This is a genomic window from Streptomyces sp. NPDC032940, from assembly GCF_040636935.1.
Classification (GTDB): Bacteria; Actinomycetota; Actinomycetes; order Streptomycetales; family Streptomycetaceae; genus Streptomyces.
Window position 1 is genome coordinate 78,870 of sequence record NZ_JBEZVJ010000006.1, and the last position, 17,849, is coordinate 96,718.

The window sequence follows — 17,849 nt, forward strand, 5'->3', positions numbered from 1 at the left end:
GACCGTCCGGGACCGCCGGAGACGCGCCGAGCACACACCGAATGCGCGCCGGAGACGCTCCGGCGCGCACAGGGCGCGCATGGATTGCGTGTGAGCCCTGTACGCGCCCCCGCGGCCGCGCGGACAATACGACAGGACCGTGATCACGCGGCGGGGGTGCGGGCCGGCCGACCGCCGACTTCCGGGGAAAGCAGGTCGATCGCCGTGCTGTTGCGTCTGCCCACGTCCGTGACCGAAGCACAGGAGTGCCTGGCCGACGGGGCGGTGCCCATCGGCGGAGCCACCCTCGTGTGGGCCACCTGGCAACGGGACGGTTTCCCGGAGCAGGCCATGTCGCTGCGCAACCTCCCGGAGGCGACCGAGGTCCGGCCCGGGACGCTGGGCGGAGCCGTGGTGCTGCACCGGGTCGACGACCGCGTGCCGGAGGTGCTGCGCCGGGCGGCCGGTTCCGTGGGCACCGGGGCCGTGCGCCGGACGGCCACGGTCGGCGGCAACCTCGTCGGCAGCAGCCTGCGCTGTCTGCTCCCCGCGGCCCTCGTCCTGGACGCACGCGCCACCGTCCTCGGCACCGACGGCACGTACGAGACCGACCTGAACGAGCTTCTGGCGAAGCGTCACCTGCTGCTCGCCCTGCGCTGGCGGACCCCCGTGGCCAGCGGCTACCACAAGGAGCACGCCGACGCCGGCGGCCCACCGCCCCTGGTCGTCGCCACCGCCGTCCACGCCGACGCCGAGGGACGGCAGCAGCTGCGGGTGGCCGTCCGCGACGGCTACGACGTGCTCAGCGAGACCACCGCGTGCGAAGAGGGCGCCGATCAGGTCATCGGCGCCCTGGAGCGGACGGACGTCGGCGCGCTGCCCCCGCAGGCCCGAGAGGCGGTGCGCCGGCAGGTCGCCGCCGTCCTCGCCGGTCCGGCCGGCCGCTGACGCCGCGGCCGGCCGGGTCCGGGGCTGGGCTCAGCCGTTGGCGAGCGCCTTGACGCGGTCCACCGCGCCGTTGAACTTGTCGTGGTCCCCGACGGTCGGCCCGGTCGAGGTGTACTGCCACATGGTGTGGAAGTCCCAGCCGGCCGGGAGTTCGCCCACCGACGAGGCGTACCGGGCGATCCACAGCGGGTTGTTCGCGGCGAAGCCGCTGTAGTTGCCGGTGCACTGCTTCCACCAGTTGGTGGAGGTGTAGATGACGGCGTCGCGGCCCGTGCGCGCCTTGTAGCGGTCGAGGAAGGCCTTGATCCAGCTGACCATCTGACTCGCCGACCGGCCGTAGCAGGTGGCGCCGTACGGGTTGTACTCGATGTCCAGGACGCCGGGCAGGGTCCTGCCGTCCTTGGACCAGGCGCCGCCGTGGTCGACGAAGTAGTCGGCCTGCGCGGCGCCGCCGGCCGTGTCCGGGGTCGCGAAGTGGTACGCGCCGCGGACCATGCCGGTGTCGTACGAACCGCCGTACTGCTGGGCGAAGTAGGGATTGCGGTAGGACGTGCCCTCGGTGGCCTTCACATAGGCCCACCTGACCCCGCTGTTCCAGAGGGTCGGCCACGCGACGTTGCCCTGGTGGCTGGAGACGTCCACACCCTCCGTCTGCGTGGCCCTGGTGTCGGCGGGCAGTCCCTGCACGCCTTCGTGGGCCAGTACGCCACGGCCCATGTAGGCCGTACCGCGGACGGGTGTGCCGCCGGACGCGTCGGCCGAGGCGGGCGCGGTGCACAGGGTGAGGAGAAGGGACGGGACGGCGAGGGCGATGCCCGACACGAGCAGGCGTGAGTGGCGTGACGCCACGGCTATGGATCTGCGCATGCGTCCCATACGAGCCGCTGTCGCGCGGCACCGCATCTCACACTCACCCGGACGGCGTGGGGGGAACGGTGACCCGGGCCGGTGGACGTGGGACGCAGCTCGGGTCAATGTCCCTCCACCGGTGCGTAGTTGACCCTACGTGAACCTCCGGTGCCCTCATCGGCCCGTACGCCCGTTCCGGTCACCCCGGACGGCACCGCACCGCCGCCCGGCCCGTGCGCGCGGACGGCTCAGCCGTCGCCGTCCACGGAGACGCGCAGCCGGGCGCCGGCCATGCGCATGTGTTCGGCCATGACCCGGTCCGCCGCCTCCTGGTCGCGGTCGCGGATCGCCCGGAACACCGCGTCCTGCTGCGCCGGCGTGACCCAGGCCATCGACACGATCGACGCGCTGCTGCCCTCGGTGTCCCGGGAGTGGGTCAACCACGACATCGCCATGGAGACGGGCTTCGACGGCCCGCTCGTCGACGCCATGTGCGCCGCGGTGAGCGCCGAGGACCCCGACGGCCACCCGGTGCCGTACTGCAACCCGGGCGGCGCCGACGCCGAGGCCTTCACGAGGCTCGGCGTGCGCTGCTTCGGCTTCAAGGGGCTCAGGCCTCCGGCCGGCCTGGACCACGGCCGCCTCTTCCACGGCGTGGACGAGCGAGTGCCGCTGGAGGGCCCGCGCTTCGGGGCACGGGTGATGACCCGCCTCTGGCAGGACTGCTGACCCCGCCCCGACGACCCCGGCCGCGGGCCCGCGGCCGGCGGTCCGGGTCGCTCCGTGTCCCGTTCCGCCGGGGTCAGTCGGCGACGTCGACCCCGTAGCTGCGCGCGAGCGCGCCCAGCCCGTGGTCGTACCCCTGCCCCACGGCCCGCAGCCGCCAGCTCTCGCCGCGCCGGTAGATCTCGGCGAGCAGCATGGTGCGCTCGGTGGTCGCGGCGTCCAGCGTGGCCTGCACCAGGGCCGCCGCGCTGGTGCCGGGCCCGGAGGCGATGTGCAGGGCCCCGACGTCGCCGAAGGCGGGGGAGCCGTCGACGGCGGCGGCGACCACGACCTTGCGGGCCGAGGGCGGCAGCGTGACGAGGTCCACGCTGACCGTCTGCTCGGTCGGGCCGTCGCTCAGCAGCCGCACCGTGCCGCCCGGGTTCTCCGGAGCGCCGTAGAAGACGAAGTCCTCGTCGAAGGCGACCTGTTCGTCCTCGTCCAGCACGAACGCGACCACGTCGATGTCGCACCGCGTCTGCTGTGCCCAGGACGCGGTGACCGTCCAGCGGTGCGCCGAACCCCGCCCGTGCTGAAGAGGCAGGTCGACGACCCCGCCGCGCGGCAGCACGTGGGCGGCCGTACGCCGGTCCGGCCGCGGCGTCGCCGTGACGACCGGTGCCACCAGCCACGCGGCGTCGTGCACGGGCAGCCGCAGCGCGGTGATCCGGGGCAGCCGGCGGTCGGTGTGGCCGCCGTCGAGGACGACCACGTCGGTGACGCCGGCGGACAGGTTGATGGCGGCGGCCCCGCCGAGCTCCACGACACGGGTACGCGCGGCCACCGCCTCGGGGTGGGTGCCGCCGAGCACGAGAACCCGCCGTCCGGTGAGCGGACCGCGCGGCTTGCCGGTCCGCCGTGCGGGCTTCGCACCCCCGGCCGGCGGGGTGTGCGGCGCGGCCTGTGCGGGCACGGCCGGCTCGGCGGGGGAGGGCGCCGTGCCGACGGTCTCGGCGGCCTCCGGTGCCCGGGGAGCGGGGACGGCCGGCAACGAGGCCGGAGCCGGGGCGGGACCGGCGGCGGTCCCGGCGGCCCTCGCCTCGTGCGAGGTACCGGCCCGCACGGCGCCGAGCAGCTCCAGGAAGGCCGCCTCGTCGATGACCGGCACCCCCTCGGCGAGCGCCCGCCGCGCCTTGGCCGAGCCGGCGGAGGGGTCGTTGGTGACCAGGGCACTGGTGTGCCGGCTGACCGAACCCATCATGTTCAGCCCCGCCGCGGCGCCCCGCAGCAGCAGGTCCGCCCGCGAGGTGCGGGTCTCCCCGGTGATCGCGATCTTCATGCCCTGCACCAGCGGCCCGCCCGGGGTCAGCCGCCCCGGGTTGCGGAAGGCACACGGTGTCTTCGGCGGCTTCGGCGCGAACTGCGGGTCCTGCCGGGGCGGGCAGGCCACCAGCGGCAGCGGCACGTCCAACCGTGCCGCCTCGCGCAGCGAGGCCCGCAGCACCCCCGCGAGCACCCGGGTGTCGTCGAGCGCGTCATGCGCCCGCAGCTGCGGGACGCCGTAGTGGGCGGCGAGCGTGCCGAGCTTCAGGTCGTCGGTCGGCGGGTCCACCCGGCGGTTCAGGGCCAGCGTGCACAACCGTCGGGCGACGGGCAGCCGCAGCCCGGCCCGCGCGAACTCGTGGGCGAGGAAGTCGTAGTCGAACTGGGCGTTGTGGGCGACCAGCACCCGGCCCTCCAGCAACGCGGCGATCCCCTCGGCCACCTGCGCGAAGGCCGGCGCACCCCGCAGCCGCTCCCGCGTCAGGCCGTGCACGTCCACCGGCCCCGGGTCGCACCCGGGATCCAGCAGGGTCGAGAACTCCCCGGTCTGCTCACCGTCCGCGTCCAGCGTCACCACGGCCACGGACAGCACCCGGTCACGGCGCGGTACGAGGCCGGAGGTCTCCACGTCGACCAGTGCCCATTCGAAGGCGTGGTCGCGCTGTGGGGTGCGGTCGGGGGCGGGAGAGGTGACAGACATGGAGGAAGGGTGAAGGCGGGCACACGGTTCCTTCAACTCGAACGGCGATTCGTCCCGTTCTGCGGCGATCTCGACGCCCGCCGTGTGCGCCCCGCGCCTCCTGACAGACTTGGCGGCGTGTCACCCGCCCCGCAGCCAGGAGGACTTCGCCATGACCGAGCAGGTGCTGGACCGTGCCGCCCGCTGTGAGCGCCGGTTCAACGGGCTCTTCGCGGAGTACTTCGACCGGCTGGGCGCGACGCTGGACGCGCCGTCCTTCAGCCGCTTCACACCGGACTGCCTCCAGTTGCTGCGCGACCTCTCCCTGCGCGGCGGGAAGCGGATGCGGGTCGTCCTGCTGCACGAGGCCGCGCGTCTGGTGCGTGACGACGCGCCCGCCGAGGCGCTGGACGCCGCCGCGCTGAGCATCGAGCTGCTCCAGACCCACGGCCTGGTGCACGACGACCTCATCGACGACAGCGCCACCCGCCGGGGCGGGCCCACCACCTACTACGCCTACCGGGAGCGGTTCCCCCACCATCAGCAGGCCGCGCTCGGGCTCACCGTCCTCGCCGGCGACCTCGCCCTCGCCCTCTCCCTGCGGGTGCTCCTCGACGCCGAGCTCCCGGCGGAGCTGCGGCAGGCCATGACCGAGGTCCAGACCCGGGCCGCGGCCGACACCTTCGTGGGCCAGATGGCCGACCTGGAACGCGACTTCGGCCCCGCGGTCACCGACGACGACGTCCTGCACGACATCGCCGACCACAAGACGGCCCGCTACTCGGTCCTCGCCCCCCTGCGCCTCGGACTCCTGGCCGCGGGTGAACAGCCGGGCGCCCACGAAGCGGAGTTGCGGCGCTACGCGCGGCTGGTGGGCATCTGCGGCCAGATGCGCGACGACTACCTCGACCTGTTCGGCGACGAGGCCCGGACGGGCAAGCCGGTGGGCACCGACATCCGTGAGGGCAGGCGCAGTTACGCCGTCGTCCGCCTGCTGTCCGCCCTGGAGGGCTCCGAGCGAGCCCTGGTGGAGGGGGCCCTCGGTGACCCCGCCTGTACGCCCGAGACGCTCGCCGCGATCCGCGGGGCCGGCGAGCGCCACGGCGTGCCCGGCCTGATGCGGGCGGCCATGCGGCGCCACGCCGAGCAGGCCGGACGGGTGGCGGCGGGCTGGCGTCCGCGCTGGCGCGACGAGGCGGTCACCTTCTTCGAACAGCTCCCGCTGTGGAGCGTCGAGCGGGACGCCTGACCCCTGTGGCCACCGGCCGGCCCGGCGTTCGCCACCGCGTCCCGCGCGGGGCGGACGTCAGGCGATGGAGGCCGAGACGATGGCCGACACCGCGAGGTTGCAGCACGCCGTCACCCAGACCGCCGGGTGCGGCTCCGGCTCGACCAGCGTCGCCCCCAGACGCCCCGGGGTGAGCACGTCGACCACCAGGAACGCCACGGCCATCATCACCAGCCCCAGCAGACCGAACGCCGCGGTCGACACCAGACCCTTGCCGAAGTCCTCGTACGTCGTCCAGATCGACGTGAACACGATGCCGCCGACACCGAGCAGCGCCGAGCTGAGCACCAGCGCCGCGTTGCGGTTGCGCTGCTCCCAGATCTGCCGGCCGAGCTTCCCGGGCGTCAGCAGGTCCACCAGGAAGATCCCGAGGACCAGCAGGACCAGGCCCAGGGCCCCGTAGGCGGTGGCGCGGCCGAGTCCGTCGACGATGTCGCTCATGGGGATGCCGGCTCCGTAGCGTGAGTGATCGAGAGTGATCGTGGTCAAGGCGATGCAAAATGTAGCGCACCAGTTCGGTGCCGCGGGCGCCGCGGGCGGAGGTCCGCTCCGGACGCGGTGTCAGCCGGCGTTCGCGAGCGCCTTGTTGCGGCGCACGGAGGACCAGAAGGACCAGCCGATCAGGACCACCCCGATGAGGCCGGTGACGATCTCGCTGATCTCGTACTGGATGGTGACGAGGAGGATGACGGCGAGGGCGCCGATGGCGTAGTGGGCGCCGTGCTCCAGGTAGACGTAGTCGTCGAGGGTGCCCTGGCGGACCAGGTAGACGGTGAGGGACCGGACGTACATGGCGCCGATGCCGAGGCCGAGGGCCATCAGGACGATGTCGTTGGTGATGGCGAAGGCGCCGATGACGCCGTCGAAGGAGAACGACGCGTCCAGGACCTCGAGGTACAGGAACATGAAGAACGCGGCCTTGCCGGTCAGGGCGGCCGCCGACCGCGGTGTGCCGGAGCGTTCGGCCTCCTCCTCGGCCTCGTGCTCGCGCTCCTCCTCCGCCTCCAGCCGGTGCTCGAAATACCCGGAGAGACCGTGGACCACCATGTAGGTGACCAGGCCGAGGGCCCCGGAGAGCAGCACCGTCTGCGCCTTGTCGGCGTGGACGCCGCCGTGCTGGTGGGCGTGCGCGGCGAAGGTCAGCGAGGAGACGAGCAGCACGATCAGCGCGACGCAGACCGAGAGCATGTCGACCCGGCCGAGCTTGGCCAGCGGCCGTTCGACGGGGCCCAGCCACTTGATGTCCCGGTCCGTCAGGATGAAGTCCAGGAAGATCATCAGCAGGAACATGCCGCCGAAGGCGGCGATCGACGGGTGCGCGTCGGTCACCAGCTGCTCGTAGCGCTCCTTGTCGGTGAGCGCGAGGTGGACGGCCTTCCACGGACTCAGCCGGGCGCTGATCGCGACGATGACCACCGGGAAGACCAGACGCATGCCGAAGACCGCGATCACGATGCCGACGGTGAGGAAGATCTTCTGCCAGAAGGCGCTCATCTTCTTCAGGATCCCGGCGTTGATCACCGCGTTGTCGAAGGACAGCGAGACCTCCAGGACCGCCAGGACCGCCACCAGCCCGAGTGCGGCCCAGCCGTCGTAGAGGACCCCCGCGGCGAGGCCGAGAGCGGTGACGGCGAACGCCCAGCGGAACGTCTTCACAAGCACGGGCTACTCATTCCTGTCGTCGCGCTGTGCCGGTCGCGGCACGTCCTTGCCAGTGCCCGCCACGCACGTTGTCTACCACGATCAGCGGCCGCCACGGCGGACGCGTGGACGGGCGACGCCCGCGCACCGCTCCCTCCCCGGCATCTTCGAAAATTAGAATCGTTCGTTTCCTTGAGGAGTTCCGGTTTGGCGGAGTAGGTTCGCCCGTATGACCGCCCCCCGGAGCACGGCCACGGCCAAGGACCTGCGCGGAGCAGGGCTGCGGGTGACCGCCGCCCGCGTCGCCCTGCTCGAGACCGTCCGGGCGGGCGATCATCTCGGCGTGGAGGCGATCGCCTCCGGCGTGCGCGACCGGGTGGGCCATGTGTCCCTCCAGGCCGTGTACGAGGGCCTGCACGCCCTCACCGCGGCAGGACTCGTACGCCGCATCCAGCCGCCCGGCAGCCCGGCCCGCTTCGAAGGGCGCGTCGGCGACAACCACCACCACGTCGTGTGCCGGATCTGCGGTGCCCTCGCGGACGTCGACTGCGCCGTCGGCGAGGCACCCTGCCTGACCGCGTCCGACGACCACGGCTTCGCGATCGACGAGGCCGAGGTCATCTACCGGGGCCTGTGTCCCGGCTGCGCCGGCACCAGTACTTCTCCCGCACCGTGAACCGCCCTGTTCGGAAGGAACATCATGTCCGAGAACCACGACGCGATCGTGACCGACGCGAAGACCGAGGAGACGGGCGGCTGCCCGGTCGCCCACACCCGCGCCCTCCACCCCACCCAGGGCGGCGGAAACCGTCAGTGGTGGCCGGAGCGGCTCAACCTGAAGATCCTCGCCAAGAACCCCGCCGTGGCCAACCCGCTCGGCGAGGAGTTCGACTACGCCGAGGCGTTCGCGTCCCTCGACCTGGCCGCCGTCAAACGCGACATCGCCGAGGTGCTGACCACGTCGCAGGACTGGTGGCCGGCCGACTTCGGCAACTACGGCCCGCTGATGATCCGGATGGCCTGGCACAGCGCCGGCACCTACCGCATCAGCGACGGCCGCGGCGGCGCCGGCGCCGGCCAGCAGCGCTTCGCCCCCCTCAACAGCTGGCCCGACAACGGCAACCTCGACAAGGCCCGCCGCCTGCTGTGGCCGGTCAAGAAGAAGTACGGCCAGAGCATCTCCTGGGCCGACCTGCTCGTCCTCACCGGCAACGTCGCGCTGGAGACGATGGGCTTCGAGACCTTCGGCTTCGCCGGCGGCCGCGCCGACGTCTGGGAGGCCGAGGAGGACGTCTACTGGGGCCCCGAGACCACCTGGCTCGACGACCGCCGCTACACCGGTGACCGCGAGCTGGAGAACCCGCTCGGCGCCGTCCAGATGGGCCTGATCTACGTCAACCCGGAGGGCCCCAACGGCAATCCGGACCCGATCGCCGCGGCCCGCGACATCCGTGAGACCTTCCGCCGCATGGCGATGAACGACGAGGAGACCGTCGCGCTGATCGCCGGCGGCCACACCTTCGGCAAGACCCACGGAGCCGGCCCCGCCGACGCCGTCGGCGCCGACCCCGAGGCCGCCCCCATGGAGGAGCAGGGCCTCGGCTGGCGGAGCACCCACGGCACCGGCAAGGGCGCGGACGCCATCACCTCCGGCCTGGAGGTCACCTGGACCAGCACCCCGACCCAGTGGGGCAACGGCTTCTTCAAGAACCTCTTCGAGTTCGAGTACGAGCTCGAGCAGAGCCCCGCCGGCGCCAACCAGTGGGTGGCCAAGGACGCCCCGGAGATCATCCCGGACGCGCACGACCCGGAGAAGAAGCACCGCCCGCGGATGCTCACCACCGACCTGTCGCTGCGCTTCGACCCGATCTACGAGCCGATCTCCCGCCGGTTCTACGAGAACCCGGAGGAGTTCGCGGACGCCTTCGCCCGCGCCTGGTACAAGCTGACCCACCGCGACATGGGCCCGAAGTCCCTGTACCTCGGCCCGGAGGTCCCGGAGGAGACCCTGCTGTGGCAGGACCCGCTGCCCGAGGCCGAGGGGGAGGCCGTCGACGCCGCGGACGTCGCCGCCCTCAAGGCCAAGCTGCTCGAGTCCGGCCTGTCCGTCGCGCAGCTGGTGTCCACCGCGTGGGCCTCGGCCTCCACCTTCCGCGGCAGCGACAAGCGCGGCGGTGCCAACGGCGCCCGCATCCGCCTGGAGCCGCAGCGCGGCTGGGAGGTCAACGAGCCCGACGAGCTCGCGCAGGTCCTGCGCGTCCTGGAGGGTGTCCAGCAGGAGTTCAACGCCGCCGGTGCCAAGAAGGTCTCCCTGGCCGACCTGATCGTCCTCGGTGGCTCCGCCGCCGTCGAGAAGGCCGCCCGCGAAGCCGGGGTCCAGGTGGAGGTGCCGTTCGCCCCGGGCCGGGTGGACGCGACGGAGGAGCACACCGACGCCGAGTCGTTCGAGGCACTCGAGCCGACCGCCGACGGCTTCCGCAACTACCTCGGCAAGGGCAACCGCCTGCCGGCCGAGTTCCTGCTGCTCGACCGGGCCAACCTGCTCACCCTGAGCGCGCCCGAGATGACCGTCCTCGTCGGTGGCCTGCGGGTCCTCGGTGCCAACCACCAGCAGTCGCCGCTCGGCGCCTTCACCGAGACGCCCGGCAGGCTCACCAACGACTTCTTCGTCAACCTGCTCGACCTGGGCACCACGTGGAAGTCGACGTCCGAGGACCAGACCACGTTCGAGGGCCGCGACGCGGCCACCGGCGAGGTCAAGTGGACGGGCAGCCGCGCCGACCTGGTCTTCGGCTCGAACTCCGAACTGCGCGCCCTCGCGGAGGTCTACGCCTGCGACGACGCGAAGGAGAAGTTCGTGAAGGACTTCGTCGACGCCTGGGTCAAGGTCATGAACCTCGACCGCTTCGACCTGGTCTGACCGTCGCGACGCCCGGGCCGGCACGTCCGCCGGCCCGGGCTCGTCCGTCCGCGTTGTCAGTGGCGGATGCGAGGCTGCCCCGTATGGATGAGGTGGAGTTCATGCGAGGCCGGGTGTACGGGGCCGATCACGACAACCCCGGGCCCAGGCCGGGACGCGCGTACGCGCAGCTGGTCGGCGGCCCGCTCGACGGCCTGCTGCTGGACGTCACGGACCTCGCCGAGGACGCACGCGGCCGGGGCGTGGTCCTGGCGACGGAGATAGGGCGCTACGGTCCGGGCGGCCGGTGCGTCTACGGGCCGAGGACCGGCGAACCCAGCCGTTTCGACTGGCGGGGCGACGTGCCCTGAGACACGCCCCGAAGGGCCTCGCACGGGGGCGGCTCACGCCGCCGTGGCCACGGTCTGGGCCTGGAGCGCGGCGCACAGCCAGTCGTGCGCGGCACCCGGCGTGGGTTCCGGCCGGCCGCCCGGCGGGGTGGCCACCTCGGCCACCAGCTCCCAGTAGCGGTCGAGCCGCGGGTCGTCCGCGAGCTGCCGGACCAGCACACGGCGGAAGTCCGGGGTGTCCCGGACGCCGTAGGCGTCCGTGTACGCGCTCACGAAGCAGTCCAGCGCGTCACCCGCGTGCGGCTCCACGCCCCCGCGCAGCCGGGCACCCGCCAGTTCGTACGCCTCCGCCAGCCCCGCGTACAACACCGCGGCACCGCGCGCCCCGGCGGTCCGGTGCGCCTCGGGCTGCGGCTGCGCGGTGCCCGGGCACGGGGCGAGCGTAAGGGCGTTGAGCCGCGCGAAGGCCAGGACCTGGGCGGGAGCCGGGTCGTCGGGCGGCCGGGGCACCGCCACCTCCAGGAACGCCGCGGTCGCCCGCGCCGGCATCCGCGGCGGCAGCCAGCCGCGCCAGAAGCGGACCAGCGGCTCCGTACTGGGCGGGGCGGCCACCGAGCCGACCAGCCGCAGCCGGTCGGCCCGCTCCCCGGGCGGACACTCCTGCACCAGCCGCAGCGCCGCCTCCCGCCAGCGCAACGCCCTCAGCTCGGAGCCGACCTCCCGCAGCCGCCCGGCGACTGCGTCCTCCAGCACACCGCTCGCCCCGTCCTCCTCGTCGAGCACGCGCCGCACCTCGGACACCGCGAGGCCCAGGGCCCGCAGCGAACGGATCAGACGCAGCCGGCCGAGCGCCTCCGGGCCGTACCGACGGTGCCCGCCGACGCTGCGGGAGGCCTCCGGCAGCAGCCCGCGGTCGGAGTAGAAACGGACCGTCTTGACCGTGACGCCCGCCCGCTCGGCCAGCTCACCGATCCCGCACAACCCGTCGCGCGACATGAACACTTGAACCTCCCTCAGGGGGAGTTCCTACCGTACCGGCGAGCGCGGCCGGCCGACCGGGCCGGTCCGCGCGATCGCCTACGGAGGAGAGACCCATGACCGCATTCGTCCTAGTGCCGGGCATGTTCACCGGCACCCACGTGTGGGAGAGCACCGCGGCAGCCCTGACGGCCGCGGGCGCCGGCGCGCACCCCGTGGCCCTGACTGGGCTCGACGGACCGCCCGGCCCCGCACCGGCCGGCACCGACCTGGAGACGCACATCGCGGACGTGCTCGCCGTGATCGACGCGGTCGGCGCGGAGCAGGGCGCGACGGGCGACGGGCGGATCGTGCTGGTGGGCCACGACTACGGCATCCATCCCGCACTCGGCGCCGCCGACCGCCGGGCGGAGCGGATCGACCGGATCGTGTACCTGGACTCGGCCATGCCGCAGGACGGCGTCCCGGCCCTGGCCGCAGTCCCCGACCAGTCGCTGCGCGCACAGCTGGCCGGGCGGGCCGGGGCCGACGGGGGAGCGGGCACCGCGGGGGAACTGCCGCCCCCGGCCCGCGACACCTGGGAGCGCTGGGGCAGCACGGCGGGCCTGAGCGACGCCGCCCTCGACCGGCTCACCGCGCTTGCCGCCCCGCAGCCGCTCGGCACCCTGCTCCAGCCGCTCCGGCTGACCGGTGCGGTGGCCGGGGTGCCCACCACCGGCGTCCTGTGCACCGCCAACGGCTCGAGCATCGAGATGGTCCAGATGCTGGTGGGATTCGGCGACCCCGCCCTGAGCGCCCTCGTCGACCCCCGGGTGACCTTCTTCGAACTCCCCACCGGACACTGGCCGATGCTGTCCCGCCCCGACGGCCTGGCGGACGTGCTGCTGCGGGCCGCCGCCGGCGAGGGACACCGCCTGGAGCCGGCCGATGCGGGCGAACCATCCGCCCAGCAGGGGCCGTTCCTGCTGGACGTGCCCGAAATCCCGAGGGAGCGTACGGGCAGCGTCGACCTCTACCTGCCCGACGCCGACGCCGACGGCCCGCGGCCGGCGGTGGTGTTCGTGCACGGCGGTCCGGTACCCGCCGACGCCCGGCCCGAGCCGAGGGACTGGCCCACGCTGACCGGGTACGCCCGCTACGCCGCCGGGAACGGCGTGGTGGGCGCGGTCGTCGCCCACCGGCTGCACGACCTCGCCGACTACGAGCGGGCCGCCGCGGACGTGGCCGGCGCGGTGGAGCGGATCCGGGCCGACCCCCGGGTGGACGCGGACCGCGTCGCGCTGTGGTTCTTCTCCGGCGGCGGGCTGATGACCGCCGACTGGCTGGGCGCGCCCCCGTCGTGGCTGCGCTGCCTGGCGGCGACCTACCCGGTCCTGGCGCCCCTGCCGAACTGGGGGATGTCCGGCACCCGGTTCCACCCGGCGCGCGCGGTGGCGAAGGCCGGTGACCTGCCCGTGGTCCTCACCCGGGCGGGCCGGGAGATGCCCGAGATCGCCGCCCGCGTCGAGGAGTTCCTGGTGGCCGCCGAGGAGTGCGGGGCCGGTGTCGAGGTGGTCGACGTGCCGAACGGCCACCACGGCTTCGAGACCCGCGACGTGACCGACGAGTCGCGCGACGCGGTGCGCCGGGCGATGAGCGCGGTGCTGGGGCATCTGCGGCGGTGAGGGGCCGTGCCGCGGCCCCGTGGTCCGGACGACCCGGTCCACGGGGCCGCGGCACGGTGGCCGCAGCCTTGACGTGTGCGCGACGAGATGCGTTCATGGGAGCGCTCCCATCGCTCGCCGCCGCCATTCCCGCGTCATTGACCCCTCACCTCCCTGGAGTCGCCGTGCGAAAGGCAAGAAGCGCCACCCGAAGCAACCCCGCGAGTACCGGCACCCGAAGCAACCCCGTGCCCCGCGTCCGGGCGGTGCTGGCGGCACTGGTCGGCATCGCCGTCGTCGGTGTCCTGTGCCCCGCCGCCGCGCGGGCCGCCCAGCCCCCGGCCCCCGCTCTCGCCACCGGCCTGCACATCAGCGACGGCCGGCTGCTGGAGGCCGACGGCAACGACTTCGTCATGCGCGGGGTCAACCACGCCCACACCTGGTACCCGGGCGAGACGCAGTCGCTGGCCGACGTCAAGGCGCTCGGCGCCAACACCGTCCGGGTCGTCCTGTCCGACGGGCACCGCTGGAGCCGCAACAGCCCGGAGGACGTCGCGGCCGTCATCGGCCGGTGCAAGGCCAACCGGCTGATCTGCGTCCTCGAGGTGCACGACACCACCGGCTACGGCGAGGACGCGGCGGCCGGCACGCTCGACCACGCGGCCGACTACTGGATCGCCCTGAAGGACGTGCTCGCCGGCGAGGAGGGCCACGTCGTCGTCAACATCGGCAACGAGCCCTGGGGCAACACGAACCCCGCCGGCTGGACCGAGCCCACCATCGCGGCCGTCCGGAAGCTGCGCGCCGCCGGTCTCCAGCACACGATCATGGTGGACGCGCCCAACTGGGGCCAGGACTGGCAGGGCGTCATGCGGGACAACGCCCGCGCCGTTCACGCCGCCGACCCCACCGGCAACCTGATCTTCTCCATCCACATGTACAGCGTGTACGACACCGCCCAGGAGATCACCGACTACCTGCACGCCTTCGCCGACGCCGGACTGCCCCTGCTCGTCGGCGAGTTCGGCGGCCCCGCCGACCAGTACGGCGACCCCGACGAGGACACCGTGATGGCCACCGCCGAACAACTGGGCCTCGGGTACCTCGCCTGGTCCTGGAGCGGCAACACCGACCCGGCCCTCGACCTCGCGACCGACTTCGACCCCGCCCGGCTCAGCGCCTGGGGCGAGCGCGTCTTCCACGGCGCCGACGGCATCGCCTCGACCGCGGAGGAAGCCTCCGTCTACGGCGACGGCGCCCCGCAGGACACCGAGGCGCCCACCGCCCCCGGCGCCCCGGCCGCGTCCGCGGTGACGGCCACGTCGGTCACCCTCACCTGGAGCGCCGCCACCGACGACGTCGGCGTCACCGGCTACGACGTCGTCCGCGTCGACGGCGGCACCGAGACGACGGTCGTCACCGGCACCGCCACCGCCGCCACCGTGACCGGCCTCGCCCCGGACACCCCCTACACCTTCGCCGTCCGCGCCCGCGACGCGGCCGGCAACCGCTCGGCCCGCTCCGCGACCGTGGCCGTCACCACCGGCGCGGGCACCGGCACCGCCTGCTCGGTCGGCTACCGCGTCACGGGTGAGTGGCCGGGCGGCTTCCAGGGCGAGATCACCGTCCGCAACACCGGCGCCGCACCTCTCGCGGCCTGGACGCTCACCTTCACCTTCGCCGACGGCCAGACCGTCACGAACATGTGGGGCGGCACCCCCACCCAGCACGACGGCGCCGTGAGCATCACCCCCGCCTCCTACACGTCGAGCATCCCCGCTGGCGGCTCGGTCGCCCTCGGCTTCACCGCCGCCAAGGGCACCGCCAACACCGCCCCGGCCGCGTTCAGCCTCGACGGCGCGGCCTGCGCCACCGCCTGACCGGACCCGCCCGCCGGCCGTCCGAAGCCCCCTCGGACGGCCGGCGCCGGACACAGAGGAGCGTCAGAAGGAGACCTCACGCACGCTGGCCTGGCTGCGCGGCTCGGTCGTCGCGGTGATCTCCGACCGGTGTCGGCTCGCCGAGAAGGTCACCGTCAGTGTCTCGGCCGCGCTCTGGCTCGTGGCCACCGTGAAACCCTGCTCCGGCACCGCCGACACCAGGCACACCCCGCCGTCGCCGAAGCGCACGGTCGCCCTGCCGCCCTCCGACGGCACCGTGTACACCCCCGAACCGCCCTCCTCGCACCCCCGCTCGCCCCCGCCCGCCGGCGGCGCCTCGGTGGTGGGGGAGGCGGCCGGAGGGGTCGGCGCCGGGCTCGGCTCGCGCGGCTTCTCGCGGGTCGGGGACGGCGTCGGACGGGGCTTCTCGCCGGTGGGCGTCGGGCTCGGGGAGGAGGGCCGTGCGCTCGGGGACGGTGCGGGCCGCTGCGACACCGGCAGCTCCCGCGGCGCCGACTGCGCGACCGGCGCGGTGGGGCGGGTCGAGCCCACCACGAAGTGGATCGTGAGGATGACGGCCGTGATGCTGGCGGCCGTGCACGACAGCCAGATGATCAGGTGGCGCAGGAGGCGGGACACGACACCATAGTGACGGACCGGCTAACGTGCCTGCCCATGGCCTGTGTACTTGTCGTCGAGGACGACCCCGTGATCCGGGCCGCGCTGATCGAGGTCCTCACCGGACACGGCTACGCGGTCAAGACCGCTCACCAGGGTTTCGAGGCGCTGCGCGAGATCACCCAGAGTCCGCCGGACATCGTGGTGCTCGACCTCGGGCTGCCCGACCTCGACGGGCTCGACGTGCTCCGCATGATCCGCGGCATCTCCCGCGTCCCCGTGCTGGTCGCCACCGCCCGGGACGACGAGACGGAGATCATCCGGCTGCTCAACGCCGGCGCCGACGACTACCTGGTCAAGCCCTTCTCCGGCGGCCAGCTCGCGGCCCGCCTCGCCGCCGTGCTCCGCCGCTCCGCGCCCGCCGGCACCCGCGCCGCACAGCCGCCCGTCCTGCGGGTCGCCGACCTGCGCATCGACCCCACGGCCCGCACCGCCCACCTCGCCGATCGCGAACTGGCCCTCACCCGACGCGAGTTCGACCTGCTCGCCTATCTCGCCGCCCACGCCGACCAGGTCATATCGAGACAGCGGATACTCACCGAGGTGTGGCAGCAGCCGTATGTGGAGGATCAGACGGTCGACGTCCACCTCTCCGCGCTCCGCCGCAAGATGGGCGAGAAGGCGCGCAAGCCCCGCTATCTCCAGACCGTGCGCGGCATCGGCATCAAGCTGGTCAGCTCGCCATGAGACGCGCCCTCGCGGGCATCGCCCTCGCCGTCACCTCGATGGTGGCCCTGTCCTTCCTGGTCCCGCTCGCCCTCCTCGTGCGCGAACAGGCCCGTGACCGCGTCACCACCGCCGCCGAACAGCGGGCCGCCGCCCTCTCCCCGGTGCTCGCGCTCACCACCCGGCGCGCCGACGTGCAGCAGGCCGTCACCGAACTCGACTCCGCCGACCAGCTCGCGGTGCGGCTGCCCGACGGCGGCTTCGTCGGCACCCCGCACGCGCCCGAGGACGCCCTCGACCGGGCCGTGCGCGGCCGCGAGACACTCGCCGTGGACACCACCGACGGCTGGGTCTACCTCCAGCCGGTCGTCCTGCGCGGCGACCGGGTCGCCGTCGTCGAGGCCCACGTACCCGCGGCGGACCTCACCCGCGGGGTCGCCGCGTCCTGGGGCGTGATGGCGCTGCTCGCGCTCGGTCTGGTCGGCGGCTCGGTCCTGGTCGCCGACCGGCTCGGCGCCCGCGTCGTCCGCTCCTCCCGGAGCCTCGAGCGCGCCTCCCTGGCCCTCGGCTCCGGTGACCTCGACGTCCGCGTGGAACCGGACGGCCCGCCCGAGCTCCAGGAGGCCGGCGTGGCGTTCAACACCATGGCCGACCGGGTCGTCGACCTGCTCGCCGTCGAACGCGAACTGGTCGCCGACCTCTCCCACCGGCTGCGCACCCCGCTGACCGCCCTCTACCTGGAGGCCGACCGGATGGGCGCGACACCGAGCGCCCGGCGGGTCACCGAGGCGGCCGGACAGCTGGAGGGCGAACTCGACTCGATCATCGCCGCCGCCCGCACGCCCCTGGCCGCCGCGCAGTCCGGCGGCGGGCCGGGCACGGCGAAACCGTGCGACGCGGCAGAGGTGGTCGCCATGCGTCTGGACTTCTGGTCGGTCCTCGCCACCCAGCAGGCCCGCCCCTACGAGCGCTCCCTCACCCCGCGCCCCGCCCCCGTCGCCTTCCCCGAGGACGACCTCGCCGCCGTCGTCGACGCGCTGATCGGCAACGTCTTCCGGCACACCCCCGAGGGCACCGCCTTCGCCGTCCGCGTGGAACGGGCGGACGGGCACGTGTTCCTCACCGTGGACGACGCCGGTCCGGGTGTCGCGGATCCCGAGGCCGCGCTCACCCGCGGCGTCAGCGTCGGCGGCTCCACCGGCCTGGGCCTGGACATCGTCGCCCGGGCGGCCCGTACGGCGGACGGCGAGCTGACGATCGGCCGCGCACCGCTGGGCGGGGCCAGGGTGCGGGTGTCGTTCGTGCTCGCCGAGCCGGGGCGCTGAACCCGGTCGCGGACCGGG

At 73.8% G+C, this 17,849-nt stretch carries 16 protein-coding genes and 1 pseudogene; 10 read left to right on the forward strand and 7 right to left on the reverse strand.

Features of this window, described 5'->3' with window-relative positions:
• The first annotated feature begins 204 nt into the window (after nt 1-204).
• Entirely contained in the window at nt 205-927 is a 723-nt protein-coding gene (locus AB0E77_RS10545) for an FAD binding domain-containing protein (RefSeq protein WP_361568448.1), read from the forward strand.
• A 30-nt stretch (nt 928-957) separates the two neighbouring features.
• Here AB0E77_RS10545 and AB0E77_RS10550 read toward each other — a convergent pair whose 3' ends face one another.
• Complete coding sequence (locus AB0E77_RS10550) at nt 958-1,794, reverse strand: lysozyme (protein ID WP_361568451.1); 837 nt, start codon at nt 1,792-1,794, stop codon at nt 958-960.
• 230 nt (nt 1,795-2,024) lie between these two features.
• A complete protein-coding gene (locus AB0E77_RS10555; protein WP_361568454.1) occupies nt 2,025-2,168 on the reverse strand; it encodes a hypothetical protein in 144 nt (47 codons plus the stop codon).
• Here AB0E77_RS10555 and AB0E77_RS10560 point away from each other — a divergent pair.
• Nucleotides 2,167-2,505: pseudogene (locus tag AB0E77_RS10560) on the forward strand (hypothetical protein); the annotation flags it as partial. The gene AB0E77_RS10555 and the pseudogene AB0E77_RS10560 sit on opposite strands and share 2 nt — an antisense overlap.
• Before the next feature lie 73 nt (nt 2,506-2,578).
• Here AB0E77_RS10560 and AB0E77_RS10565 read toward each other — a convergent pair.
• On the reverse strand, nt 2,579-4,504 hold the full coding sequence (locus AB0E77_RS10565; RefSeq protein ID WP_361568457.1) for a TerD family protein: 1,926 nt from the start codon (nt 4,502-4,504) through the stop codon (nt 2,579-2,581).
• A gap of 151 nt (nt 4,505-4,655) precedes the next feature.
• On the opposite strand from AB0E77_RS10565, the gene AB0E77_RS10570 reads away from it, so the two are divergent.
• Nucleotides 4,656-5,732 carry a polyprenyl synthetase family protein gene (locus AB0E77_RS10570; protein WP_361568459.1) on the forward strand — a complete coding sequence of 359 codons (1,077 nt, stop codon included), beginning with the start codon at nt 4,656-4,658 and terminating at the stop codon, nt 5,730-5,732.
• Nucleotides 5,733-5,789: 57 nt separating this feature from the next.
• Here the strand turns inward: AB0E77_RS10570 and AB0E77_RS10575 are convergent, their stop codons facing one another.
• Together AB0E77_RS10575 and AB0E77_RS10580 are read right to left on the reverse strand one after the other, a co-directional pair.
• Nucleotides 5,790-6,212 carry a DUF350 domain-containing protein gene (locus AB0E77_RS10575; protein WP_361568462.1) on the reverse strand — a complete coding sequence of 141 codons (423 nt, stop codon included), beginning with the start codon at nt 6,210-6,212 and terminating at the stop codon, nt 5,790-5,792.
• A gap of 120 nt (nt 6,213-6,332) precedes the next feature.
• On the reverse strand, nt 6,333-7,433 hold the full coding sequence (locus AB0E77_RS10580; protein WP_361568465.1) for a DUF475 domain-containing protein: 1,101 nt from the start codon (nt 7,431-7,433) through the stop codon (nt 6,333-6,335).
• 208 nt (nt 7,434-7,641) lie between these two features.
• Here AB0E77_RS10580 and AB0E77_RS10585 point away from each other — a divergent pair, with 208 nt between their 5' ends.
• The 3 genes from AB0E77_RS10585 to AB0E77_RS10595 all read left to right on the forward strand — a co-directional run bounded on the left by AB0E77_RS10585 (nt 7,642) and on the right by AB0E77_RS10595 (nt 10,682).
• Nucleotides 7,642-8,088: a Fur family transcriptional regulator gene (locus tag AB0E77_RS10585; protein WP_361568468.1), complete on the forward strand. Its 447-nt coding sequence runs from the start codon at nt 7,642-7,644 to the stop codon at nt 8,086-8,088.
• Nucleotides 8,089-8,112: 24 nt separating this feature from the next.
• A complete protein-coding gene (katG, locus tag AB0E77_RS10590) occupies nt 8,113-10,332 on the forward strand; it encodes a catalase/peroxidase HPI (RefSeq protein ID WP_361568471.1) in 2,220 nt (739 codons plus the stop codon).
• Nucleotides 10,333-10,415: 83 nt separating this feature from the next.
• Entirely contained in the window at nt 10,416-10,682 is a 267-nt protein-coding gene (locus AB0E77_RS10595) for a hypothetical protein (RefSeq protein ID WP_361568473.1), read from the forward strand.
• Nucleotides 10,683-10,715: 33 nt separating this feature from the next.
• On the opposite strand, the gene AB0E77_RS10600 is transcribed toward AB0E77_RS10595, so the two are convergent.
• A complete protein-coding gene (locus AB0E77_RS10600) occupies nt 10,716-11,663 on the reverse strand; it encodes a MerR family transcriptional regulator (protein ID WP_361568476.1) in 948 nt (315 codons plus the stop codon).
• Between the two features lie 92 nt (nt 11,664-11,755).
• Here AB0E77_RS10600 and AB0E77_RS10605 point away from each other — a divergent pair, with 92 nt between their 5' ends.
• Nucleotides 11,756-13,303, forward strand: coding sequence for an alpha/beta fold hydrolase (locus AB0E77_RS10605; protein ID WP_361568479.1), 1,548 nt, complete (start codon nt 11,756-11,758; stop codon nt 13,301-13,303).
• Nucleotides 13,304-13,530: 227 nt separating this feature from the next.
• Nucleotides 13,531-15,162 (forward strand): cellulase family glycosylhydrolase, encoded by a 1,632-nt coding sequence (locus tag AB0E77_RS10610; RefSeq protein ID WP_361568482.1) that lies wholly within the window; start codon nt 13,531-13,533, stop codon nt 15,160-15,162.
• Nucleotides 15,163-15,225: 63 nt separating this feature from the next.
• Here AB0E77_RS10610 and AB0E77_RS10615 read toward each other — a convergent pair whose 3' ends face one another.
• Nucleotides 15,226-15,801: a hypothetical protein gene (locus AB0E77_RS10615; RefSeq protein ID WP_361568485.1), complete on the reverse strand. Its 576-nt coding sequence runs from the start codon at nt 15,799-15,801 to the stop codon at nt 15,226-15,228.
• A gap of 36 nt (nt 15,802-15,837) precedes the next feature.
• Here AB0E77_RS10615 and AB0E77_RS10620 point away from each other — a divergent pair, with 36 nt between their 5' ends.
• A complete protein-coding gene (locus AB0E77_RS10620; protein WP_361568488.1) occupies nt 15,838-16,527 on the forward strand; it encodes a response regulator transcription factor in 690 nt (229 codons plus the stop codon).
• On the forward strand, nt 16,524-17,831 hold the full coding sequence (locus AB0E77_RS10625) for a HAMP domain-containing sensor histidine kinase (protein WP_361568490.1): 1,308 nt from the start codon (nt 16,524-16,526) through the stop codon (nt 17,829-17,831). Before AB0E77_RS10620 ends, AB0E77_RS10625 begins: the two co-directional genes overlap by 4 nt.
• Nucleotides 17,832-17,849: the final 18 nt, after the last annotated feature.